19 protein-coding genes and 2 pseudogenes are annotated in these 23,266 nt (G+C 70.0%); 5 read left to right on the top strand and 16 right to left on the bottom strand.

The genetic code is table 11. The features are described 5' to 3' along the window. Positions 1-3: 3 nt before the first annotated feature. The 3 genes from N1031_RS08825 to N1031_RS08815 all read right to left on the bottom strand — a co-directional run bounded on the left by N1031_RS08825 (position 4) and on the right by N1031_RS08815 (position 5,023). A complete protein-coding gene (locus N1031_RS08825; protein WP_259479241.1) occupies positions 4-783 on the bottom strand; it encodes a ComEA family DNA-binding protein in 780 nt (259 codons plus the stop codon). 118 nt (positions 784-901) lie between these two features. Beyond that, positions 902-3,478, bottom strand: coding sequence for a leucine--tRNA ligase (leuS, locus tag N1031_RS08820; RefSeq protein WP_259479240.1), 2,577 nt, complete (start codon positions 3,476-3,478; stop codon positions 902-904). A gap of 105 nt (positions 3,479-3,583) precedes the next feature. Then, entirely contained in the window at positions 3,584-5,023 is a 1,440-nt protein-coding gene (locus N1031_RS08815) for an anthranilate synthase component I family protein (protein WP_259479239.1), read from the bottom strand. A 41-nt stretch (positions 5,024-5,064) separates the two neighbouring features. On the opposite strand from N1031_RS08815, the gene N1031_RS08810 reads away from it, so the two are divergent. After that, positions 5,065-5,910: an aminotransferase class IV gene (locus tag N1031_RS08810; RefSeq protein ID WP_259479238.1), complete on the top strand. Its 846-nt coding sequence runs from the start codon at positions 5,065-5,067 to the stop codon at positions 5,908-5,910. Here the strand turns inward: N1031_RS08810 and cydC are convergent. The 4 genes from cydC to N1031_RS08790 are packed head-to-tail and all read right to left on the bottom strand — an operon-like array spanning position 5,907 to position 11,723. After that, positions 5,907-7,550, bottom strand: coding sequence for a thiol reductant ABC exporter subunit CydC (cydC, locus tag N1031_RS08805; RefSeq protein WP_259479237.1), 1,644 nt, complete (start codon positions 7,548-7,550; stop codon positions 5,907-5,909). The genes N1031_RS08810 and cydC overlap by 4 nt on opposite strands. Next, positions 7,547-9,292, bottom strand: a complete 1,746-nt coding sequence (cydD, locus tag N1031_RS08800; RefSeq protein WP_259479236.1) for a thiol reductant ABC exporter subunit CydD — start codon at positions 9,290-9,292, stop codon at positions 7,547-7,549. The genes cydC and cydD overlap by 4 nt, the downstream gene beginning before the upstream one ends. A gap of 4 nt (positions 9,293-9,296) precedes the next feature. After that, a complete protein-coding gene (gene cydB / locus N1031_RS08795) occupies positions 9,297-10,301 on the bottom strand; it encodes a cytochrome d ubiquinol oxidase subunit II (RefSeq protein ID WP_259479235.1) in 1,005 nt (334 codons plus the stop codon). Between the two features lie 9 nt (positions 10,302-10,310). Continuing rightward, positions 10,311-11,723, bottom strand: coding sequence for a cytochrome ubiquinol oxidase subunit I (locus N1031_RS08790; RefSeq protein WP_259479234.1), 1,413 nt, complete (start codon positions 11,721-11,723; stop codon positions 10,311-10,313). A gap of 127 nt (positions 11,724-11,850) precedes the next feature. On the opposite strand from N1031_RS08790, the gene N1031_RS08785 reads away from it, so the two are divergent. Next, on the top strand, positions 11,851-12,534 hold the full coding sequence (locus N1031_RS08785; RefSeq protein ID WP_259479309.1) for a DedA family protein: 684 nt from the start codon (positions 11,851-11,853) through the stop codon (positions 12,532-12,534). A 12-nt stretch (positions 12,535-12,546) separates the two neighbouring features. Here the strand turns inward: N1031_RS08785 and N1031_RS08780 are convergent, their stop codons facing one another. The 6 genes from N1031_RS08780 to N1031_RS08755 form a co-directional block, all read right to left on the bottom strand. Beyond that, a complete protein-coding gene (locus N1031_RS08780; protein WP_259479233.1) occupies positions 12,547-13,509 on the bottom strand; it encodes a YncE family protein in 963 nt (320 codons plus the stop codon). A gap of 112 nt (positions 13,510-13,621) precedes the next feature. Then, positions 13,622-14,560: an ABC transporter substrate-binding protein gene (locus N1031_RS08775; RefSeq protein WP_375163626.1), complete on the bottom strand. Its 939-nt coding sequence runs from the start codon at positions 14,558-14,560 to the stop codon at positions 13,622-13,624. A 5-nt stretch (positions 14,561-14,565) separates the two neighbouring features. After that, positions 14,566-15,303: an ABC transporter permease gene (locus N1031_RS08770; protein WP_375163625.1), complete on the bottom strand. Its 738-nt coding sequence runs from the start codon at positions 15,301-15,303 to the stop codon at positions 14,566-14,568. Next, complete coding sequence (locus N1031_RS08765) at positions 15,300-15,998, bottom strand: ABC transporter permease (RefSeq protein ID WP_259479231.1); 699 nt, start codon at positions 15,996-15,998, stop codon at positions 15,300-15,302. Before N1031_RS08765 ends, N1031_RS08770 begins: the two co-directional genes overlap by 4 nt. After that, positions 15,995-16,807: an ABC transporter ATP-binding protein gene (locus N1031_RS08760; RefSeq protein WP_259479230.1), complete on the bottom strand. Its 813-nt coding sequence runs from the start codon at positions 16,805-16,807 to the stop codon at positions 15,995-15,997. Before N1031_RS08760 ends, N1031_RS08765 begins: the two co-directional genes overlap by 4 nt. A 115-nt stretch (positions 16,808-16,922) precedes the next feature. Next, on the bottom strand, positions 16,923-17,555 hold the full coding sequence (locus tag N1031_RS08755; protein WP_259479229.1) for a TetR/AcrR family transcriptional regulator: 633 nt from the start codon (positions 17,553-17,555) through the stop codon (positions 16,923-16,925). Between the two features lie 105 nt (positions 17,556-17,660). Here N1031_RS08755 and N1031_RS08750 point away from each other — a divergent pair, with 105 nt between their 5' ends. Then, positions 17,661-18,701, top strand: a complete 1,041-nt coding sequence (locus N1031_RS08750; RefSeq protein WP_259479228.1) for an App1 family protein phosphatidate phosphatase — start codon at positions 17,661-17,663, stop codon at positions 18,699-18,701. A 10-nt stretch (positions 18,702-18,711) separates the two neighbouring features. Here N1031_RS08750 and N1031_RS08745 read toward each other — a convergent pair whose 3' ends face one another. Further along, positions 18,712-20,154 carry a helix-turn-helix transcriptional regulator gene (locus tag N1031_RS08745; protein WP_259479227.1) on the bottom strand — a complete coding sequence of 481 codons (1,443 nt, stop codon included), beginning with the start codon at positions 20,152-20,154 and terminating at the stop codon, positions 18,712-18,714. Positions 20,155-20,267: 113 nt separating this feature from the next. Here N1031_RS08745 and N1031_RS08740 point away from each other — a divergent pair, with 113 nt between their 5' ends. Then, positions 20,268-22,103 (top strand): phosphoenolpyruvate carboxykinase (GTP), encoded by a 1,836-nt coding sequence (locus N1031_RS08740; RefSeq protein WP_259479226.1) that lies wholly within the window; start codon positions 20,268-20,270, stop codon positions 22,101-22,103. Between the two features lie 29 nt (positions 22,104-22,132). Here N1031_RS08740 and N1031_RS08735 read toward each other — a convergent pair. Next, a pseudogene (locus tag N1031_RS08735) lies at positions 22,133-22,596 on the bottom strand (PP2C family protein-serine/threonine phosphatase); the annotation flags it as partial. A gap of 28 nt (positions 22,597-22,624) precedes the next feature. Between N1031_RS08735 and N1031_RS08730 the strand changes: the two are divergent. Further along, positions 22,625-22,855, top strand: a complete 231-nt coding sequence (locus tag N1031_RS08730; protein ID WP_259479316.1) for a hypothetical protein — start codon at positions 22,625-22,627, stop codon at positions 22,853-22,855. A gap of 35 nt (positions 22,856-22,890) precedes the next feature. Here the strand turns inward: N1031_RS08730 and N1031_RS20510 are convergent. Continuing rightward, positions 22,891-23,058: pseudogene (locus N1031_RS20510) on the bottom strand (hypothetical protein); the annotation flags it as partial. Between the last annotated feature and the right edge of the window lie 208 nt (positions 23,059-23,266).

Here is a 23,266-nt window from a genome sequence, read left to right as displayed (position 1 = left end):
GGGTCAGACCGTGACGAGGTCGCGGAGGCCCTCGAAGGTCTTGTCGCCGATGCCCGTGATCTGCAGCAGATCGTCGACCGCCGAGAAGCCACCGTTCTGATCGCGCCACTCCACGATACGAGCGGCCATCGCGGGCCCGATGCGCGGGAGTGATTCGAGTTCCATCGCGGTAGCCCGGTTGAGATCGATCAGGGCGCCCGCTCCAGCACCCGCAGCGGGCTCGACGGACGCAGCGGCGCCTGAGGCGCCGGGCTCGGGCCCTGTCGGCACACGAGGCACCTCCTCCCCCACCGACAGCACCCGCAGCTGCTCGCCGTCGACCAAGGGTCGAGCGAGATTCACCGACCCCGCATCGGCCGACTCCGCCAGGCCGCCAGCCGCCTCCACGCCGTCGACCACCCTCGAACCCACCGGCAGCTCGTAGACCCCTGGAGCGCCGACCGCCCCGAGCACGTGCACCGTCACCACCGACGGCACCGGCGACACCGGCGACGGCAACAGCGAGGGCGACGGAGTGTGAGACGACACAGACACGGGCGGTGCGGACGGTGTGCCGGAAGGGCCACTCGCCACGATCGTGGTGGCCCCCACCGGCGACAGCGCGGTCACGAGCACCGACACCACCAGCACCGCGATGACGAGCACGACGGCCGCGCCCGCCCCCACCCTCAGCCGGAACCCGGCGCCACGCTCAGGAGGATCGCTCGTGCCCGAACGCAGCTCTCGACGGGCAGCCGTCGCGAGCGGTGGCAGCGGGGTGGTGGTCTCGTCGTGAACGGTCATGCCGTCACGGTAGAGACCTCACCCCCTCGCAGCCCGCGACAGGATGAATCTGGGGACGAGGCCCCGGACATCCGCTTCTGTGCAGGAGTGCTGGAGCGCTGGCGCGCAGGAGCAGAGACTAGGCGCGAGGCTTCGTCACGAAGTTGATCAGCCGCGGCGCCCGCGCCACCACCGTCACGATCTCCCGGTCACCGATCGACCGCTGCACCGACGCCAGTCCGCGCGACTCGGCCTCCAGGGCCGCCCCGTCGATCTTGGGCGACACCTCGAGCCGGTCGCGCACCTTGCCGTCGACCTGCACGACCGCCGTGACGGTCTCCTCGGTGAGCAGCGACGCATCCGCACCCCGCCAGCCGTAATTGGCGATCGACGGCTCGTAGCCGAGCCGCTCCCACATGTCCTCGGCCGTGTAGGGCGCGAACAGCGACAACCCGAGAGCGATGGTCTCGACGGCCTCGCGCACGGCGGGGTCACCGCCGCCGGGGCCCGAGTCGATGGCCTTGCGGGTGGCGTTCACGAGATCCATGAGCCGCGCCACCACCACGTTGAACTTGAACGCCTCGATGAGCCCCGGCGCCTCGGCGAGGAACCGGTGCGTCACGCGCCGGAGCGCCCGGTCGCCGTCGCGCCAGTTCACCGACGGCTCCGAGGTGACGTCGGCCGTGAGCCGCCAGGCCCGCGCCAGGAACTTCGCCGACCCGGCCGGCGACACGTCTGCCCAGTCGATGTCGTCCTCCGGGGGCCCGGCGAACGCCATGGTGAGGCGCACCGCGTCGACCCCGTGCTCGTCGAGCTGGTCGGACAGGCGCACCAGGTTGCCCTTCGACTTCGACATCGCCGAGCCGTCCATGAGCACCATGCCCTGGTTGAGCAGCGCGCTGAACGGCTCGGTGAAGTTCACGTAGCCGAGATCGAACAGCACCTTCGTGATGAAGCGCGCGTAGAGCAGGTGCAGGATGGCGTGCGTGACGCCGCCCACGTACTGGTCGACCGGTGCCCAGGTGTCGACCTGCTTCGGGTCGAACGCCTGCGTGTCGTCGTGCGGCGACAGGAAGCGCAGGAAGTACCACGAGCTGTCGACGAAGGTGTCCATGGTGTCGGGGTCCCGGAGGGCGGGCGTGCCGTCGACGGGGTTGGGCACGTTGACCCAGTCAGAGGCCGCACCGAGCGGCGACGACCCCTTAGGCGTGAGATTCAGTCCCTCGGTGGCCGGCAGCAGCACCGGCAGCTGGTCTTCGGGCACGGGATGCTCGGAGCCGTCGGCCCCGTGGATGATCGGGATGGGCGTGCCCCAGTAGCGCTGTCGCGAGATGAGCCAGTCGCGCAGCCGGTAGTTCTTGGCCGGCCGGCCGGTGCCCGCCGCCTCGAGGATCTCGATGATCTTGCGGATGGCGTTCGACTTCGACAGCCCGTCGAGCGGGCCGGAGTTGATGAGCCGCCCCTCGCCCGCCAGCGCGACGCCGGTGGTGCCGGGGTCGAGGTCTTCGAGCTCGGGCAGGTCGTCGGGGTCGATCACCGGGATGACGCCGGTCACCGGCGCCAGGGTGTCCACCACGACCTTCACCGGCAGCCCGAAGGCGCGCGCGAAGTCGAGGTCGCGCTGATCGTGCGCGGGCACGGCCATCACCGCACCGTGACCGTAGTCGGCCAGCACGTAGTCGGCGGCCCAGATGGGGAGGCGCTCGCCGTTGACCGGGTTGATGGCATACCGCTCGAGGAAGATTCCCGTCTTCGGCCGGTCGGTGGCCTGCCGCTCGGTCTCCGACGACTTCTGCACCTCGGCGAGGTACGTGTCGAAGCGGTCACGTGCATCCTGAGACGGCGACCCCGCGGCGAGCTCGATCGCCAGGTCGGAGTCGGGCGCCACCACCATGAAGGTGGCCCCGTAGAGCGTGTCGGGCCGGGTGGTGAACACCGTCACCGGCTCGTCGCGCCCCTCGATGACGAAGTCGACGTCGGCGCCCACCGAGCGGCCGATCCAGTTGCGCTGCATGGCGATGACCTTGGCCGGCCAGGTGCCCTCGAGCTGCTTGAGGTCGTCGAGCAGGCGGTCGGCGTAGTCGGTGATGCGGAAGTACCACTGCGTGAGCTTCTTCTTCACCACGATCGCGCCCGAGCGCTCCGAGGTGCCGTCGGGCAGCACCTGCTCGTTGGCGAGCACGGTCTGGTCGACCGGGTCCCAGTTGACCCAGCTCGCCTTGCGGTAGGCCAGGCCCTTCTCGTACATCTTGAGGAACAGCCACTGGTTCCACTTGTAGTACTCGGGGTCGCTGGTGTGCAGCACGCGGTCCCAGTCGAACGAGCCGGCGTACTTCTTGAAGCTGCGGTGCTGCTGCTCGATGTTGTCGTAGGTCCACTGCCGGGGGTCGAGACCGCGCTTGATGGCGGCGTTCTCGGCGGGCAGGCCGAAGGAGTCCCAGCCGATCGGGTGCAGCACGTTGAAGCCCTGCTGACGCCAGTAGCGCGCGATCACGTCACCCAGCGCGTAGGCCTCGGCGTGACCCATGTGCAGGTCGCCCGAGGGGTAGGGGAACATGTCGAGCACGTACTTGCGGGGGCGCTTGTCGCCCTCGAGGTCGGTGCGGAAGGGCTTCAGCTCCTCCCAACGCGGCTGCCACTTCTGCTGAAGGGCGGCGAAGTCGTAGCGCTCGGCGTCGTCTCGGTCGGCGGCGGCTGCAGTGTTCTCGGTGACCACGTGACTCTCATTCGTTGCGTGCGCGGCGAACCCACGGCGGCGATGGAAGCCAGAGAGTGGGTCGCTCAGGATGGGGCGCACTCGGCGCACCAAAGCACAACTGTACTAAAAGCCGCCGTGTTCCCGCGGCGAACGGATGCGCGGGGCCGGCCACGGGGGCACCTCGGCCCCCAGTGCGGCGAGCGGGGCCGCCGCCTTCAGTCGTGTCTCCTCCACCTCGGCCACCGGGTCGGAGAGGATCGTGATGCCGCCGCCCGCCCCCACGGTGGCCCGCCCGGGTGTGACGACGATGCTGCGGATGACCATCGAGAACTCCGCGGAGCCGTCGTCGGAGAGGTACCCGAAGGCGCCCGAGTACACGCCGCGCGGGGCCCCCTCGAGCCGGGCGAGGTGCTCCATCGCGCTCAGCTTGGGCGCACCCGTCATCGATCCGGCCGGAAAGCACGCCGCCAGCGCGTCGACGGCGCCGAGCCCTTCGCGCAGTCGCCCCTCGACGGTCGACACCAGCTGGTGCACCTGCGGCAGCGACTCCACCTCCAGCAGCCTCGTCACGCCCACCGACCCGAGCTCGCACACCCGGGCGAGGTCGTTGCGCATGAGGTCGACGATCATGAGGTTCTCGGCCTGCTCCTTGTCGCTGGCCGCGAGCTCGGCGGCGAGCTCGCGGTCGCGCCGCGGGTCGGGGTCGCGACGGCGGGTGCCCTTCACCGGACGGGTCGTGACGACACCCGACGGCGACACGGTGAGGAACTGCTCGGGCGAGGCGCTCACCAGCGCGGTGTCGCCCGCTCGCACGAGCCCGCCGTGGGCCGTCGGACTCGACGCCCGCAGTCGCCGGTGCACCTCGACGGGGTCGAAGCCCCCCTCCACCTCGAACGCGTTGGTGAGACAGAGCTGGTAGGCCTCACCGGCCCGGATGACCTCGCGGCACTCCTCCACCAGGGCCGCGTACTCGTCGAACCCGTGCCGCATCCTCACCTCACGGGCTCCGCCGGCGATCGAGTGGGCGCGATCGGTCGCTTCTGTGTCTGAGAGCGACCGAGTGCGCCCACTCGATGCGCTGAGGGAGGCGAGGATGCGGGTGGTGGTGTCGAGCCAGGAGCGGGCGCCGGTGCGGTCGAGGGCGAGGAGGGTGGTGGCGCCGGTGGTGTGGTCGATCTCGACGGCTCGATCGACGCGCATCATCGTCGCCACGGGGGTGACGGATGCGCGAGCACCCGGTGAGGGCACGTCGCCGAGCACGCCGAGCTCGTAACCCAGCCAGCCGACCCAGCCGAGTGCGAAGCGCGGTGCACTCGCGGCCGAGTACGGCGACAGGATTCCGGGCCCGCCCTCGCCTCTCTCGATCCCGATCCCGTCCAGCAGCGCCTCCCACGAAACTGCCTCGAGCACGCGCTCCGAGTCGCCGAGGTAGCTCATGCCGCTCGAGGCATGTGCTCCCCCGTCGAGCCAGAAGGCATTCACCGATCGCGAGTAGAGGGCGTCGAAGACCGCTGCCGCGTCGTGCCGCCCGCTCAGGGTTCTGCGAAGGAGCGGCGCCGGCACTGTACTAGCGTAATTCGTGACGCGTCGACGGAAGGGGCACTGTGGCATCCGCACCGGCCTCGTTCGTCTGGACGGGCGACTCCCTCGTCGAGCGCGACCTCGCCGCCCATCGCGCACTGCTCGCCGCCGATTCGTGGTTCGTCACGCCGGCGGGCAGCGTGCGCGCCCTCGACGCCCATCGCACCCGCTTTCTCGCGGCGGCCTCGCGGCAGGGTGCGCGGGGCGGGCGCAGCGACACCGGTACGCCCTCCGAGTCGGAGGTCGCCGCGTTCTGGAGCGCCTCCATGGGCCGGCTCCGTTCGTTCAAAGCCGACGGTGAGGATGCGCCGGGCGGCGACGCGGGCCTGTTTCCGCGGGTGGAGCTCGCCGAGACCGACGACGGCCGCCGCGAGCTCCGTCTGCGGGTGCGGGTGGCGCCCCGCCGCCGGTCGTCTGCAGTGCTCGTGACGCACGACGGGCCCGATCCCCGGCGCGAGCCACGCGTGAAGGGGCCCGACCTCGAGCATCTCATCGCCCTCCGGGCGGCGGCGCAGGAGAACGGCGCCGACGAGCTGGTGCTGCTCGACCACGGTCTCGTCACCGACGGCGCCAGCTCGGCACTGCTCTGGTGGCGCGGAGACGTGCTCGCCGCACCGGCCGGCGATCTGGCCCGGGTCGACAGCGTCACCGCCCGCAGCATCCGGCTCATCGCCACGGCGACCGGAACCCGCGTGGTGGAGGAACGGGCACGCCCGGGCGACCTCGAGGGGTGCGAGCTGTGGATCGTGAGCGCCCTGCACGGCATCTCGGTGGTCGACCACTGGATCGGTGGACCGGCGCTCGATCCTCGCCCCCGCCGCGCGGTCACCTGGAACCGCAGGCTCGAGGCGCTCCGCCGCCCGCTCTAGCCGAGCCGAACCGTGCGCGTCAGGAGCTCGTCGGGCACCGGCGTGTGCGAGATGAGCACCACAGAGCGCCCGTCGTCCCCCGCCGCGGCGAGCAGATCGCGCAGCAGGGCGTCGGCCCGATCGGGGTCGACGTTCGCGGTCGGCTCGTCGAGCACGAGCACCGGGAATCCCGCGAGGAGGGCCCGAGCCAGCGCGATGCGCTGCGCCTGACCTCCCGAGACCAGCGCGCCTCGATCACCCACCCGCGCCGTGAGTCCGCCTCGCGCGCGCATCCAGTCGCCGAGCCCCACTCTGTCGAGCACGGCCTCGAGCTCGGCGTCGGTCGCGGTGTCGCGCGCGAACAGCAGGTTCTGCCTGATGTCGTCGTCGAAGAGGTAGGGGCGCTGCTCGCACAGGCCCACCACGCGGCGAACCGCGTCGGCCGGGATGCGCTCGACCGGCACCCCGCCGAGCGTGTACTCGCCACCGTGGTCGAGAAAGCGCACGAGCACGTGCGCCAGCGTGGTCTTGCCCGCCCCGCTGTCGCCCCGCACCAGCACGCGATCGCCGGGCCCGACCTCGAACGACACCGGGGAGAGTGCATCGACCGTCGCCCCGGGCCAGCGCGCGGTCACGCCCTTCAGCGCGAGCCTCACCGGCCCGGCCGGCACGGCTTCCGCCGCCTCAGGGCCGTCGACCGGGATGCCCGCGGGCACCTCGTCGGGCACCACCGTCGCGATGCGGTCGGCACTCGCCGCGACCTGCCGCCAGGCGCCCGCGGCGAGCGGCACCATCGCCACCACCTCGAACACCGCCATGGGCACCAGGGCCACGAGGGCGAGAGCCGGGCCGTCGAAGCCGCCCCCGAGCGCCGGCACTCCCACCAGCAGGATGCCGAGGGTCGCGGCACCCGACACGAGCGTCACGAGCGCCGCGGCCGCCCCTGCGCCCGCCGACCGGCGCAGACCCGCGGAGGTGAGCGCCGCATCCGCTCGCGCCAGCGCCTCGCGGCCGGCACCGAGAGCGCCGTAGGCGGTGAGCAGGTCGAGCGCGCCCAAGTGGTCGGCGAGGGCGGCCTGGTAGTCGCCCCTCAACCCGGCCGACTCACGCTCCGCACGCCCTGACACCACGGCGTTCACCACCGTGCCGAGAACGAAGGCGGCCACGAGCGCGACGAGCAGCACCAGCCCGGCGGCGGGCAGCAGCACCCACACCACCACCACGCTCGCCACGGCCGCGGCGGCCGACACCACGAGCGGCTGCACCACACGCAGCGGCAGGTTCTGCTGCTCGTCGACGTCGGAGACCAGTCGCGTGAGCAGATCGCCGCGGCGGGTGCCGCCCAGCCCGTCGGGCGCCACCGGAACGAGGCGCTCGTAGACGCCCACCCGCAGTTCGGGCAGGGTTGCGAACGCGGCGTCGTGGCTGGTGAGGCGCTCCACGTAGCGGAAGGCGGCGCGGCCGAGCGCGAAGGCGCGCACGCCCACCATGGCGGCGGAGAGATACAGGATGGGCGGCATCTCCGCGGCCCGCGTGATGAGCCAGGCGGCGGTGGCGAGCAGCCCGACCGCGCACAGTGCGCTCAGCAGGCCGAAGAGTACCCCGGGCAGAAACCGGCGCAGGCTCGGCTGAGCGAGCCGCAGCACCTCGCGGCGCCTCACCGGGCACCCCCCGACCGCACAGCCGCATCCGCGACCCCCTCGCCCGCACCGGCACCTGCACCCGCACCCGCACCCGCACCCGCACCCGCACCGAACGCGATCACCGCATCCGCCGTCTCCACCAGTGCCGGCCGGTGCGTCACCACCAGCACCACCCGGCCCTCGTCGGCCAGCTCCCGCAGACACCCGGCGAACACCCGCTCCGTCTCGGCGTCGAGGGCCGACGTCGGCTCGTCGAACACCGCCACGCGGCAGTCGAGCCTCCGCGCGCGGTAGACGGCACGCGCGCTCGCCACCCGCTGCGCCTGTCCACCCGAGATCCCCCCGCCCTGCGAGTCGATCACGGTCTCCAACGCGATCCCGGATGCGCCCACGCCGTCGAGCGCACGCCTCGCCTCCGCGGCGTCGGGCGCGGCGTCTCCGAGCGCGACGTTCGCCAGCACCGTTCCGGGCAGCACCGTCGCCCGCTGCCCCGCCCACGCCAGCCAGGGTCGCGGTGCCGGGTCGCCGGTGACGTCGACACCGTCCACGAGCATCCGCCCTTCGCCCGCGACGAACCCGAGCAGCGCCGCCACGAGCGACGACTTGCCGCTGCCGCTCGGGCCCACCACCGCCGTCACCGCGCCCGCCTCCACCCGCCCCGACAGGCCCTCGAACGCCACGGCGTCGCCGTACCGCACCCCCACTCCCTCGAGCTCGAGCCCCATGGGCGCAGCAGCGATCGACCCGTCAGTAAGTGCCCTCTCGGCGCCACCGGAGGGCACGTCGTGACGGGTCGATCGCGCAGCACCCGCCTCGTCGAGGATCTCGAGCACCTCGGTGGAGGCCGCGACACCGTCGGCGGCCGCGTGGAACTGCGCCCCCACGTTCCGCAGCGGCAGGAACGCCTCGGGTGCGAGCAGCAGCACGAACAGCCCCACCCCCAGCCCGAGCGAGCCGTCGATGAGCCGCACGCCGATCGACACCGCCACGAGCGCCACCGAGAGACTCGCCGCCAGCTCGAGCGCGAACCCGCTGAGGAACGAGATGCGCAGCACCTTCATGGTCTGCGAGCGGTAGTCCTCGGTGACGCTGCGGATGCGCGCGGCCTGCCGGTGCTGGCGGCCGTACACCGTGAGGGTCGACAGCCCGCCCACCACATCGAGGAAGGCCGTCGACAGCCGCTGCAGCCGCTCCCACTGCCGTTGCTGCACGGCCTGCGTGGCGAGACCGATGAGGATCATGAACACCGGGATGAGCGGCAGCGTGACCGTGACGGTGAGCCCCGAGATCCAGTCCTGCCACCAGATGACGACCAGGATGATCGGGGTCGCGATCGCGGTGAGCAGTAACTGCGGCAGGTAGCGGGCGAAGTAGGTGTCGAGCGCGTCGAGCCCCTGGCCCGCGGTCACCCCCACCGCCGTGCTGCTGCGCGACGCGAGCCAGCCGGGCCCGAGCCGGTCGATCGCGTCGAGCAGCCGCCCGCGCAACTGGCTCTTCACCTTCGCCGCCCCGCGCGTGGCGTTCACCTCGCCGAGCCAGGCCACCACGAACCGCACCGCGATCACCGCGGCGAGCGCCGCCAACGACGGTGCGAGCTCCTCCAGCGAGGAGCCGCGCACCGCCCCCACGATCACCTGGGTGACGAGCCAGGCGAACGCCACCACCGTGGCCGTCTGCACGAGCGCCAGCACGCCGCCCGCGGCGAAGAACGCCCTGGCGGATGCGGCGTAACGCAGCAGCCGGGGATCGAGGGGTCGCACCGTACTAGTGTGCCTCGACCGGGATCTGCGCGCGTGTCACGCGCTTGCGGAACACCCAGTAGGTCCAGCCCTGGTAGGCCAGGATGAGCGGCAGGAACACCAGCGCCACCCAGCTCATGATCGTGAGCGTGTACTCCGACGACGAGGCGTTGGCGATGGTGAGGCTGTTCGCCGGATCGTTCGAGGCGGGCATGACGTCGGGGAAGAGCGCGAAGAACAGGCTCAGTACCGCGAGGGCGATGGTGCCGGCCATGAGGCCGAACGCGAGCCCCTCGCGGCCCTTGAGGTTGGCCAGGAACGAGGCGATGAGCACCACGGCCGCGGCCGCCGAGAGCAGAACGGATGCGAGGGTGCCGTAGGCGAGCGAGGTCCACACCAGGAACGCCGCGGCCACCACGATGGTGAGCACGCCCGCCCGCACGGCGAGCCTGCGGGCCCGCTCACGGATCTCGCCGTCGGTCTTCAGCGACACGAAGATCACTCCGTGCACGAAGAACAGCAGCAGTGTGGTGACGCCGCCGACCAGCGAGTACGGGTTCAGCAGGTCGAAGAAGGTGCCGATGTAGTTGTGCCCCTCGTCGAGCGGCACCCCGCGCACGATGTTCGCGAACGCCACGCCCCAGAGGAAGGCGGGCACGGCTGAGCCGACCACGATCATCCGGTCGAACCGCCGCTTCCACGCCGCCTCGGGCCGCTGGTGCCGGTACTCGAACGACACCCCGCGCAAAATGAGCGCGGCCAGGATGAGCAGCAACGGCAGGTAGAACCCGCTGAACAGGGTGGCGTACCACTCGGGGAAGGCCGCGAACAGCGCCGCGCCTGCCACGATCACCCAGGTCTCGTTGAGGTCCCACACCGGGCCGATGGTGTTGATGAGCACGCGGCGGTCGGTGTCGTCTTTCGAGAGGAAGGGCAGCGACATGCCCACGCCGAAGTCGAACCCGTCGAGCACGAAGTACCCGACGAAGAGGAATCCGACGATGCAGAACCAGAGAATTGTGAGATCCATCATGCGCTCCTAGTAGACCGTCGCCTCGTGTTTGAGCTCACCGGTCTCCTCGTCGACCGGGGGCGGGGCGTCGGGCCCCTTCTGGATGGCCTTCTTGATGAGCTTGAACTCCACCACCGCGAGCGAGCCGTAGAGCAGCGTGAACACGATCAGCGAGATGAGCACGTCGAGGCCCGTGATGCCGGGCGAGACTGCGTCTTCGGTCTTCAGCAGGCTGAACACGATCCAGGGCTGGCGGCCCATCTCGGTGAAGATCCAGCCCACGATCATGGCGCCGAGCGAGAGGGGGAAGGCCCAGATGGCGACTCGCCACATCCACCGCCAGCGGGGCGAGCGACCCTTGCGGGTCATCCAGAGGCCCACCACGGCCACCAGCACGTGCAGCATGCCGAGGGCGATCATCCAGCGGAACGCCCAGTAGGTGATCCAGATGGTGGGGGTGTAATCGCCCGGGCCGTAGAGCTGCACGTACTGCGCCTGCAGGTCGTTGATGCCCTCCACCGTGCCGTCGAGGGTGTGGGTCGACAGGAACGACAGCAGGTACGGGATGCGGATCGAGAACAGCTCGCTGGTGCCGTCGGGCGTGCCCAGCGTGAACAACGAGAACGATGCGGCGGCACCCGTCGAGGTGTTGTAGAGCGCCTCGGCGGCAGCCATCTTCATGGGCTGCGTCTCCACCATGGCGAGGCCGAGCTGGTCGCCCGAGAGCACGGTGAGGATGCCCGCGACCACCATCATCCAGAGCCCGAACTTGAGCGCGGGGCGCATGGTCTCGAGGTGCTGGTTGCGGTAGAGGTGCCAGGCGGCCGCCGCGATGATGAGGCCGGCGGTCACCATGAAGCAGGCGAAGATGGTGTGCGGGAACGCCGCGAGCGCCACCTTGTTGGTGAGCAGCGCCCAGATGTCGGTGAGCTCGGCCCGCCCCCTGGCCTCGTTGATCTGGAAGCCCACCGGGTTCTGCATGAACGCGTTCGCGGCGATGATGAAGTACGCCGAGAGCACGCTGCCGACGGCGGCCGCCCAGATGGTGACGAGGTGCAGCTTTCTCGGCAGCCGGTTCCACCCGAAGATCCACAGCCCGATGAAGGTGGCCTCGAGGAAGAACGCGAGCAGACCCTCGAGCGCCAGCGGGGCGCCGAACACGTCGCCCACGAAGCGCGAGTAGTCGCTCCAGTTCATGCCGAACTGGAACTCCTGCACGATTCCCGTCACCACGCCCATGGCGAAGTTGATGAGGAAGATCTTGCCGAAGAAGCGGGTGAGCTGGAGGTACTTCGTCTTGTCACTGCGCACCCACGCGGTCTGGAAGATCGCGACCGTCACGGCGAGGCCGATGGTGAGCGGCACGAAGAGGAAGTGGTAGATGGTGGTCAGGCCGAACTGCCACCGCGAGAGTAAGAGTGGGTCGAGAAGATCGTTCACGGGATGCTCCTTGTCAGGCTCGTGGCCACAGCCCCATCATAGCGACTTGTATACAAGCAAAATGCACCATCGGGCTTTCCCATGGTTGCTCCGCTAGAGTTCTGTGCATGCGGTGTGGAATACAGGCATGAACGAGGCGCTGTCCTGGATCCTGGATACGGTCCAGTCGGTAGACCCCCTGGTCAGAACGCTTTTGGCTGGGGTAGCCATCATGCTCGAGACGAGCGTGCTGATCGGCCTGATCGTTCCGGGCGACACCGTGGTGATCGTCGCGGCGACCGGGGTTGCATCCCCGCTTGAATACATCGCCTTGGTGGCCGTGGTGATCGTCGGAGCCCTGTGCGGCGAGAGCCTGGGGTTCGCCATCGGGCGCTGGTTCGGCCCGAAGCTCCGCGCCAGCCGGCTCGGCCGCCGCATCGGCGAGAAGAACTGGGTGCGGGCCGAGAACTACCTCGCCCGGCGGGGCGGCATCGCCGTGTTCCTGTCGCGCTTCATCCCGGTGCTGCACTCGCTCATCCCCCTCACGGTCGGTATGAGCCCGATGCGCTATCGCACCTTCATGCGCTGGACGGTGCCGGCGTGCGTCATCTGGGCCTTCGCCTACGTCTCCGTCGGCACCTTCGCCGCCGGGTCCTACCGAGAACTCTCTCGCGAACTGCACTGGGCCGGCTACCTCTTCGTGGGGGTGATCGCCCTTTTCGTGGTGGCGGTCTTCGTGGTGAAGAAGCTCATCCACCGCGCCGAGGCGCGTCATATGGAGGGTACGTCAGGCGACGCCGAAGCCCGGGAAGGCGAGTCCTCGGAGCGGTGACCGCGCGAGTCGTCACCGTGTGACGACGGTCACCCACGGCTTGCCGAGCTGGGCGGCGTAGATCTTGTGCAGCAGGTAGTCGACTCCCATCGAGCCCGCGTCGTCCCATGAGAGACGGGTGAGCTCCGATCCCTGGAACGCGAAGACGGTGTCGTCGTCGCCCGTGACGTAGTAGACGTGACTGACGATGTCGACCCCGATGGATCGACTCGGTGTGGCCGGCAGGGGGGCCGCGAAGACGATCGTGTCGATGGTGGTGTCGATGGTGCTGAGGCCGCCGGGCGTCGCGATCGCCACCGAGTGGGCCAGCGGATCAGCCACCAGGTCGGTGACCGGGGCGGCGGTGGCGATCGTGGTGGTGACGCGATCGAGCGACTCGTCGTAGACGCTCACCCCGCCCCGGTCCAGGGGCACGTACACCTTCGACCTCATGTAGTCGACCGTGAGGTTGGTGCCGCTGTCGGGAATCGACACAGGCGCCCTGACGGGCAGCCCGTCGCGGCCGAGCACATGGAGCCGGTGCCGCGTGTCGGTGACGAACACACGCTCGGCGAACGGGTCGACCGCGATGGCGCCCAGAGATTCACCGACCCGGGTCGGACCGCTGATCGTGGCACCGGTGCGTGCGTCGACGATCTGAAGGGTTCCGGCGTCACCATCGACCAGGTACACCCGATGACCGACGGGGTCGGTCGCGAGGAAGTCGGCACCCGGAGCGGAGAGCGACCCCCCGACCGCCGTATCGGTCCGGGAGTCGATGATCGATAGCACGCGCGACGACGGACGGGCGGAACTGTCGCCCAGCACGAAGACGCGATGCAGCGGAGAGTCGACCGCGACTTGGTCGGTGGAGGCGACGCCCGGCAGCATGACCATCGGTATGGATGCGTGAGCTGCTGTGCCGCCACCGACGAGCAGCAAGCCGGCGGTCGCGACGGCCAGGATGAGGGCGGGCATGGTGGAACGGGTCTTCACGAACTCTCCGAGGGGGGTGTCGAGGGAGGGGGTCCGTGCGACCTTAACGCCGCAATCCCCCGGGCTGTGATGAGTAATCACTACCGGGGGATCGCGGGACGTAGCCTTCTGCCTAGAAGAGCGCCACCTTCTCGAGCCAGCCGCTCGCGATGTCCTCGGCCGACTCCTGGTCGTTGACGCTCTGCGAGTTGAGGTCGACCAGGTCGGCCGCGGTGAGGGCGGCGCTGACCTTGTTGATGACCTCGGTCACCTCGGGGGTGGCCGCGTCGGTGTTGATGAGCGGCACCACGTTCGAGGCGAGGAAGAGGCCCTTCGGGTCTTCCAGCGTGACCAGACCCGAGGTCTTGATGTTCGGGTCGGCGGAGTAGATGTTCACCATCTGCACGGTGTTGTCTTTCAGCGCCTGGATGGTCAGCGGGCCACCGGAGTCCTCGATGGCCGTGAAGCCGACGGTGACACCGTAGGTGCTGAGCAGACCCTCGGGGCCGTAGGGGCGGGTCTGCAGCTCGGAGTTGCCGCCGAGCGTGATGGGCGTGGTGACCGCGGCGAGGTCGTCGAGGCTCGTGACGCCGTTGGCCTCGGAGAACTCCTTGGTGACGTTGTAGGAGTCCTGGTCGGTCGCCGGCGACTGATCGAGCACCTCGAGGCCCTCGGGGAGGGCGTCGGCGAGGGCCGCGTAGACGTCGTCACTGGTCTTGGCGGTGGTCTCGGGGTCGTAGTACTGCAGCAGGTTGCCGGTGTACTCGGGGAAGAGCTGCACCTCGCCGCTCTCGAGCGCGGGCAGGTAGGCGTCGCGCTGGCCGATGTTGAACTGGCGCGTCACCTCGATGCCGTTGGCCTCGAGCGCCTGGGCGTAGATCTCGGCGATGATCTCGTTGGAGTAGTAGGCCTGCGAACCGATCACGATCGGGCCGCCCGCCGCCGCCTCGCTCGACCCCGACGTGGACGTGGTGCCCAGCGGATCGCTCGACGCACACCCTGCCAGCGCGACCACCGCACCGACCGCGACTAGCCCTGCGACGAGCCGGCCTTTCTTCATGGCTGTGAACATGTGATTCATTTCCCTTCTCGGATGGGACTCCCCATCGCCGCACGCGGACGGGATGACCGCGTGCGGACCTCTTGAGGCTCTTTCGCGACGACGCCGCGTGGAACCACCAACTTCTGCAGCAGCGCGAAGATTCCTTCGAGCACCAGTGCGAGGGCGGTGACCAGGATGGACGCGCCGAGCATCTGCTCGTAATCACGCGTGGCCGCGCCCTGGAAGATGTACGTGCCGAGCGCCCCGCCGCCGATGTAACCGGCCAGCGTCGCGGTCGCGACCACCTGCAGAATGCTCGAGCGCACTCCCCCGATGAGCAGGGGCAGCCCGAGGGGCACCTCCACCTTGCCCACTACCTGCAGCTCGGTCATGCCGACCGCACGAGCCGCGTCGACCGTGCGCCGGTCGATCGCCTCGAAACCCGAGTAGGCCCCTGCCAGCAACGGCGGGATCGCCAGCACCACGAGGGTGAGCAGCGGCGCCTTGAAGCCGATGCCGAGGGCGAAGCCGAACAGGATGAGCACGCCCAGGCTCGGCAGGGCGCGCAGCCCTCCCGAGATCGAGACCGCGAGGTCGCGCCCCTTGCCGGTGTGCCCGACCAGGTAGCCGAGCGGGATGGCGATGACGGCCGCGATCGCGACCGCGCCGAAGGTGTAGCCCAGCTGCTCGGCCAGGCGTGCGAACCAGCCGTTCGGGCCGGTCTGATTGGCGGGGTCGAGGATCCAGGCGATGCCGCCGAGGATGAGGTTCACGAGATGCCCTCCGCCACCAGGGTGGCCGTGCGGCGGCGCGCGCGCCGCGCATCCTGCCGCCCGTCACCCCGGCTCCACGGCAGCAGCACCCGGCCGAGCAGCACGAGCAGCAGGTCGAACACCACCGCGATGAGCAGAGTCGCCACGATGCCCGTCACCACCTCGATCGGGATGTTGCGCTGGAACCCGTTGGTGAACAGGTAGCCGAGGCTCTGCACACCGATGATGACGCCGAGGGTGGCGAGGCTCACGGTACTCGCCGACACCACGCGGAGGCCGGAGAGCAGCACCGGGCCCGACAGCGGCAGTTCCACCCGCCAGAACCGCTGCCACGACGAGTAGCCCATGGCCGACGCCGCCTGCAGCACGTCGCGGTCGACCGAGGCCAGCCCGTCGGCCGCGGTGCGCACCATGAGCGCCACGGCGTAGATGGTGAGCGCCACCACCACGTTCACCGGCGACAGCAACGGGGTGCCGAGCACGATCGGCATGAACACGAAGAGCGGGATCGACGGGATCGTGTAGAGGAGACCGAGCACCACGAGGATGACGCCGCGCGAGGGCCGGTAGCGGTTCGCGAGCCAGCCGATCGGGATGGAGATGACGAAACCCAGCAGGATGGGCGGCACGCACAGCGCCACGTGGTCCACCATCAGCTCCCACACCAGGTCGAGGTTCGACTCGAGCCACTTCACGGCTGCAGCACTCCCGTGGGTGTGCCGTTCTGGTCGACCACGACGTCGCGGCCGTCGACCCGCTGGATGCGGAGGGCCCGCTTGCCCCGGTCGGCGCCCACGAAGGTGGCCACGAAGTCGTCGGCGGGGTTCGCGAGGATCTCGGCCGGGGAACCCAGCTGGGCGATGTGGCCGCCCTTCTGCAGGATGACGACCTGGTGACCGAGCAGGAACGCCTCGTCGATGTCGTGGGTGACGAACACCACCGTCTTGCCGAGCTCCTGCTGCAGGCGGATCGTCTCGCGCTGCAGCTCGGCCCGCACGATCGGGTCGACGGCGCCGAAGGGCTCGTCCATGAGCAGGATGTTCGGGTCGGCCGCGAGCCCGCGCGCCACGCCCACGCGCTGCTGCTGGCCGCCGGAGAGCTGCCGCGGGTACTTGGTGGCGAGCGAGCGGTCGAGCCCGACGGTGTCGAGCAGTTCGAGCGCGCGCTCGCGCGCCTCCCCCTTGGGCACGCCGTTCAGCAGCGGCACCGTGGCCACGTTGTCGACGACCTTCCGGTGCGGCAGCAGACCCGAGTTCTGCATCACGTAGCCGATGCGGCGGCGCAGCTGCACCGGGGCGAGCTTCGCGGTGTCCTCGCCGTCGATGAGGATGCTGCCCGAACTCGGGTCGATCATGCGGTTGATCATGCGCAGCAGCGTGGTCTTGCCGCACCCCGACGACCCCACCAGCACCGTGGTCTGGCGCGGCGGGATGACGAGATCGAAGTCGTCCACCGCGACCGTGCCGTCGGGGAACTGCTTCGTCACCGAACGGAACTCGATCACGGCGGGTCCAATCGTCGACGGACCGGGGCTCCGATCCTCTGATCTACCCAAACATCCCTGGCGCGAAACGCAAAGGGGGCACGTCAGGAACCGTCACACGATCGTGACCGGCCGCTCAGGCGAGCTGCGTCGCCACGACAGCACGGCACACCGCGATGGCCGCCTCGTCGCCCGCCGGGTCGATGATGAACGCGCGCACCAGGAGCGCGTCGGCGACGGTCAGCGCCACGTCGAGACGCTCGGCGAGCGTGCCGTCGTCGGTGATGCCGAGTTCGCTCACGAACACCGCCGCGAGAGGGCCGGCGGTACGGGTCGCGATGGCGGAACCGCCGTCGACCTCGGGCAGCGCCACCTGGTCGGAGAGCCGGATGGAGGTGTAGCCGGGCTCGGTGCGGTGCAGTTCGGCCGCCGCGTCGATGAGGCAGTCGAAGGCCGCCACGAGGGTGTCGGGCTTCGCCGCGTCGAGCTTCTCGACCCCGGCGCGCAGAAACCGCTCGAAGCTGCGCAGGCTGAGCGCGGCGAGCACCGCGATGCGGTCGGGGAAGTAGCGGTAGACCGTACCGATCGACGCTCCAGCGCGTTCGGCGACCATGGCGGTGGTGAGGCGCTCGATGCCCACCTCCGACACCACCTGCGATGCGGCGTCGAGCAAGGCCCCGATGCGCTCGCTGCTGCGTGCCTGCACGGGTTCGTTGCGAACCTTGCCCCCCGAGGTGAGAGCGCCGCCGATCAGGTCGTTGTAAGCCACCGGTTCCGTCCTTCCGCCTGTTACGACTCCTGAGTCTAATTCATGACGGCGCATCGTCCTTGCCCTCTTTCTCCGCGCGCCGTGGGCTCGTGACAGACTGGGGACGTGCCAGAAGATCCCGCCGCGGCACCACGACTGCACCGTGCCGCGCGCATCGACGACGCGATCCACGAGTTCAGAGAACGGTGGGCGAGGCGTCGAGGGCACCTTCCGACGGTCATCCCGTACACCGGCTACGGCTCGGTCACCCGCATCCGGGTGCTCGGCCGCGTGCTGCTGGCCAAGCCGCCCCGGCCCGGCTCGCGGCGTGCCCGGCTGTGGCGGCGGCGCGAGGAGAGCGTGCGCGGGTGGCGCAGCTTCACGAGCGTGCCGGTGGGCGACGTCGACGTGACGATCGAGGTCGAGGGCATCGTGCGCACGGTCAAGGCCGACCGCGGCGGGGTGGTCGACACCTCGGTCGACGTGGAGCTCGAGCCCGGCTGGCACACCATCACGATGCACACGCCGGGGTCGGATGCGGTGGAGGCGCCGGTCTTCATCGTGGCGCCCGGAGTGGAGCACGGCATCGTCTGCGACATCGACGACACCGTGATGGTGACGGCTCTCCCCCGGCCCTTCCTCGCGTTCTGGAACACCTTCGTGCTCGACGAGCACGCGCGCACCCCCACCCCGGGGATGGCGGTGTTCCTCGAACGGCTCACCGCGTCGAACCCCGGCATCCCCGTGGTCTACCTCTCGACCGGGGCCTGGAACGTGGCCCCCACGCTCTCGCGCTTCCTCTCGCGCAACCTCTATCCCCGCGGCCCGCTGCTGCTCACCGACTGGGGCCCCACCCCTGACCGCTTCTTCCGCTCGGGCCCCGAGCACAAGAAGACCAACCTGCGCCGCCTCGCTGAGGAGTTCCCCGCCATCAGCTGGGTGCTCATCGGCGACGACGGGCAGCACGACGAGGCCATCTACGGGGAGTTCGCGCGGGAGCACCCCGGCCACGTCGCGGCAGTCGCCATCCGCCAGCTCTCGCCCAGCGAGGCCGTGCTCGCCGGCGGCCGCTCGAAGCCCGACCACGCCACCCCCGACATCCCGTGGCTCTACGCCCCCGACGGCGCCGGCCTCTCCGCCCAGCTCGACGACCTCATCGCGCCGTGACCCTCGCGGGTCAGGAGCCCGAGTGCGACTCGAGGAAGCTGTAGACCTCGTTGTCGTCGATGCCCGGGAACTTGCCCGAGGGCAGGGGCGAGAGGATGTGGGCGTGCAGTTTGGCGCTCGGCCAGGCGTTCTCCGACCAGCGGTCGGCGAGCTCCGTGGCGGGCCGGCGGCAGCACGACTCGTCGGGGCAGCGCGAGACCTGGCGCATGCCGGTGTCGCGCCCGCGGAACCACTTCGCCTGCGAGAACGGCACGCCGAACGAGATGGAGAACGAGCCGCCGTCCGTCTTTCCCGTCTGCGTGGCGCACCAGAAGGTGCCCGCGGGGGTGTCGGTGTACTGGTAGAACTCCGTGGTGCGGTTGGTGCGGGCCAGGGCGCCCCGGGCGGCCCAGTAGCGGCACACCAGCTGCCCCTCCACGGCCCCCGTCACGTCGACCGGCAGGGGCAGGCCGTCGTTCTCGTAGGCCTTGTAGATAGCGCCGTCCTCCCCCACCCGCAAGAAGTGCACCGTCATGTCGAGGTGCGAGGTGGAGAGGTTCGTCAACCGGAGCGCCGCCGCCTCGTGGGTGACGCCGAACGCGTCGCGGAAGTCCTCCACAGCGAGGTCTTTGCGCTGCTTCGCCGCCTGGAGGAAGGCCACCGAGGCGGTCTGCGGCATGAGGCAGGCGGCGGCGAAGTAATTGATCTCGAGCCGCTGCTGCAAGAACTCGGCGTAGCTCTGGGGCGGCGTGTGACCGAGCACACGGTGCGCCACCGCCTGCAGGGCCATCGAGCGGAGCCCGTGGCCACCCGGGATGGACGCGGGCGGCAGGTAGATGCGCCCGTTCGCGAGATCGGTCACCGATCGCGCCGAGTGCGGCAGGTCGTCGACGTAGATGAGGGTGAACCCCAGGCGCTCGGCGAGCAGCGACACGCTGCGATGCGTGAGCGCGCCCGTGGTGTGACCCACCGAGGCGAGCATCTCCTCGGCGAGCCGCTCGAGGTCGGGCAGGTAGTTGTCGAGGGCGCGCATGGCGAGGCGATTCTCGGTGTTCGCGCGCCGCGCCTCCTCGGGGGTGGCGATCGATTCGCCGGCACGGCGGGTGAGCTCGCGGTGGAGGCCCACGAGCGATTCGAGGGTCTCCAGCGGCAGGTTGCGGCTCGTCGGCACCACCGGAAGCCCGAGCGCGGCGTAGAGCGGGCCGGCCTGCGACTTGGCGAGCTCGATCTCGAGAGCCGTGCGCGCATCCGGAGCCTCACCGCTCAGCAGCTCGGGCACCGAGACCCCGAGCTCGACCGAGATGGCCTGCAGCAGCGAGAGCTTCGGCTCGCGGCGCCCGTTCTCGATGAGCGAGAGCTGGCTGCCCACCACGCCGACCCGCGCGCCGAGCTGGTCGAGGGTGAGCTCGCGCAGCTTGCGATGGTGCCGGATGCGCCTGCCGAGGGTGATGAGATCGGTCGAGGGGTCGGGCATCTTCGCCTCCTGTAAAGATCGTCGAATCTTTACGAGAACAATATCCGGAATCGAGGCTCCACACGCGGAATAGTCGAAGAACCGCCCCTTGATGACGAGAGACAGGACTCCGCATGAGCATCCTCGAGAGCCGCCCGCTGGTCGATGTCGACGGACCGAGCCGTAACCCGGCCGTGAACGAGTGGGTGCGCGACATCGCCCTGCTCACCAAGCCCGACGAGATCGTGTGGTGCGACGGCTCCACGCGCGAGTGGGACGAGCTCACCAAGATGATGGTGGCCCAGGGTACCCTCATCCGGCTCAACCCCGAATGGCGCCCCAACAGCTTCCTCGCCCGCAGCGACCCCGCCGACGTGGCGAGGGTGGAGGACCGCACCTTCATCTGCTCCGAGAAGCAGTCGGATGCGGGCCCCACGAACAACTGGCGCAACCCCTTCGGCATGCGCGAGGAGCTCGACACCCTGTTCGCCGGCAGCATGCGCGGCCGCACCATGTACGTGGTGCCGTTCTCGATGGGCCCGCTCGGCGGCCCCATCTCGCAGCTCGGCGTGCAGGTGACCGACTCGCCCTACGTCGTCATCAGCATGCAGCTGATGACCCGCATGGGCACCGCCGCACTCGACCTCATCGGGCCCGACACCCCCTGGGTGCCCGCGGTGCACTCCGTGGGCGCCCCCCTCGTCGACGCCGAGGGCGTGCGGCACGCCGACGTGGCGTGGCCGCACAACCCCACCAAGTACATCTCGCACTTCCCCGAGACCCGCGAGATCTGGTCGTTCGGCTCGGGCTACGGCGGCAACGCCCTGCTCGGCAAGAAGTGTTTCGCCCTGCGCATCGCGAGCGTCATGGCCCGCGACGAGGGCTGGCTCGCCGAGCACATGCTCATCATCAAGATCACGAGCCCCGAGGGCAAGGTGTACCACGTGGCCGCCGCCTTCCCGAGCGCCTGCGGCAAGACCAACCTCGCGATGCTCAACCCCTCCATCCCGGGCTGGAAGGTGGAGACCATCGGCGACGACATCGCCTGGATGCGCCCCGGTCCCGACGGCAGGCTGCGCGCCATCAACCCCGAGCGCGGCTTCTTCGGCGTGGCGCCCGGCACCGGCATCACCACCAACCCCACCGCGGTCGACACGGTGTGGGGCAATTCCATCTTCACCAACGTGGCGCTCCGTGAGGACGGCGACGTGTGGTGGGAGGGCCTGACCCCGAAGGCCCCCGGCCACCTCATCGACTGGCAGGGCAACGACTGGACCCCGTCGTCGAGCACACCGGCCGCGCACCCGAACTCGCGCTTCACGGTGACCGCCGACCAGTGCCCGTCGATCGCCTCCGAGTGGGACTCGCCCGAGGGTGTCGTCATCGACGCCATCCTGTTCGGCGGCCGCCGGCCCTCGACGGTGCCGCTGGTGTCGCAGGCCCGCGACTGGTCGCACGGCGTGTTCATGGGAGCCACGATGGCCTCCGAGACCACCGCCGCCGCCGAGGGCGCCGTCGGGCGACTCCGTCACGACCCGTTCGCGATGCTGCCTTTCTGCGGCTACAACATCACCGACTACTTCGGCCACTGGCTGACCATCGGTGAGAAGCTCGGAACGGATGCGCCCCCCATCTTCTCGGTGAACTGGTTCCGCAAAGACGAGAACGGCAAATTCCTGTGGCCCGGGTTCTCCGAGAACTCACGCGTCATCGAGTGGATCGTCCGTCGCATCGAAGGCGACGTGGAGGTCGTCGACACCCCCGTCGGCAAGCTCCCCAAGGTGCGCGACTTCAACGTCGACGGACTCGACCTCGGCTACGAGGAGCTGCAGTCGATCCTCTCGGTCGACCGCGCCGCGTGGAGCCGTGAGGCCGACGAGATCGAGCACTACTTCGAGGAGCTCGGCAGCGACCGCATCCCCGACCAGTTGCACCGCGAGCTCAGCACCCTCCGCGCCAACGTGCGGTAGGAACCGGCTGCGACCGAGGTGGCCGGGTCTCAGCCGAAGGTGATCGCTATGCGCGCGGTCATCGTGTCGAGGAAGGCCGGTACCGCGGGCTGCACGCGCAGCTCTTCCGCGATGCGGTCGAGGCTCGCGAGCGTGGAGTCGTAGGCGTCGCGCACCCCGTCGGTGACCGACAGCAGCACGTCACCCGGCTCGAGGTGCACCTGCTGCACGGTCCAGCCGTCGGACTCCGCTTGGAGGCCGAGGGGCATGTCATACGACGTGAGACGTGTAGTCGTGCCCTCCCTGCCCAGGTGAAGGGTGAGCCCGTGGCCCGCGTCGACGAACTCCACCACCCCGTGCGGGCATCGACGCGCGCGTGGAACAGTGTGGCGAAGCGGCCCAGTTCGTCAAAGCGCGGGGCGAGCTCACGGGAGGCCCGTGGAAGTGCTTCACCCGGGGACTCGGTCGCACCCGAGGCTGCCGAGTGCAGCGCCGACCGCAGTGCCTCGGCGACAGCGCCGGCGCGGGGGCCCTTGCCCATCATGTCGCCTAGCGTCGCCACGATCGCCTCGTCGTCGCCCGACCAGCCGTACAGGTCGCCGCTGACCTCACCGAAGCGCATCGACCGAGCCGGCGTGCACCGTCGGCAGCTCGTGCGCCCGGCTCGCGGCGTCAGCCGTGCCGACGGGCTCGTCGGGCCCTTCGCGCAGCTCGCCCTCCGCTCAGCGGCCGAGGGCCTCGCGCCGGGCACTCGCAGCGGCACCCCGGCGTAGGAACCCACACCGAAGTGGGTGACCGCGGGAGTCTCGCTGAAGCGCGGATCGTGCCGCGCATCCGGAACCTCGAAGAGACCGTCGCCGTGCACCGTGTACTCGCGGAACGCGGTGCCGTACGGGTAGCGCGGCGCGGGCCCAGGCTCGGGCTGCGGCGACTTCACCACGTACGAGTCGCGGTCGACCATGTTGAGGTACGACATCGGCGCCTGCAGCAGCTCCTGCGCGAGCCGGGTGATGCGGTCGAAGCGCTCCTCCGGCGGCGTGCCGAGCACCCCGACCGCGGCGAGCGCCTCCAGACGTGCGTCTTCGTGGGCGTCGGTGCATGGTCGCTCCACTCGCACACTCCGCATGATTCGGAGCGTACTCGCCGTCCGTACCGCTGGCGAGAACGCGCACAACAGCGTTTGC

This window comes from Herbiconiux moechotypicola (assembly GCF_024979255.1).
Taxonomy (GTDB): domain Bacteria; phylum Actinomycetota; class Actinomycetes; order Actinomycetales; family Microbacteriaceae; genus Herbiconiux; species Herbiconiux moechotypicola.
The sequence above is the reverse complement of the archived record's forward strand: the minus strand, read 5'-3'. Positions and strand labels throughout refer to the sequence as shown.

Coding starts and splice junctions, on each gene's coding strand:
- cydB (WP_259479235.1), bottom strand. CDS start 10,301: ATGGATCTCACAATTCTCTGGTTCTGCATCGTCGGATTCCTCTTCGTC.
- N1031_RS08775 (WP_375163626.1), bottom strand. CDS start 14,560: ATGTTCACAGCCATGAAGAAAGGCCGGCTCGTCGCAGGGCTAGTCGCG.
- N1031_RS08785 (WP_259479309.1), top strand. CDS start 11,851: ATGAACGAGGCGCTGTCCTGGATCCTGGATACGGTCCAGTCGGTAGAC.
- N1031_RS08740 (WP_259479226.1), top strand. CDS start 20,268: ATGAGCATCCTCGAGAGCCGCCCGCTGGTCGATGTCGACGGACCGAGC.
- N1031_RS08825 (WP_259479241.1), bottom strand. CDS start 783: ATGACCGTTCACGACGAGACCACCACCCCGCTGCCACCGCTCGCGACG.
- N1031_RS08745 (WP_259479227.1), bottom strand. CDS start 20,154: ATGCCCGACCCCTCGACCGATCTCATCACCCTCGGCAGGCGCATCCGG.
- N1031_RS08730 (WP_259479316.1), top strand. CDS start 22,625: ATGTCGCCTAGCGTCGCCACGATCGCCTCGTCGTCGCCCGACCAGCCG.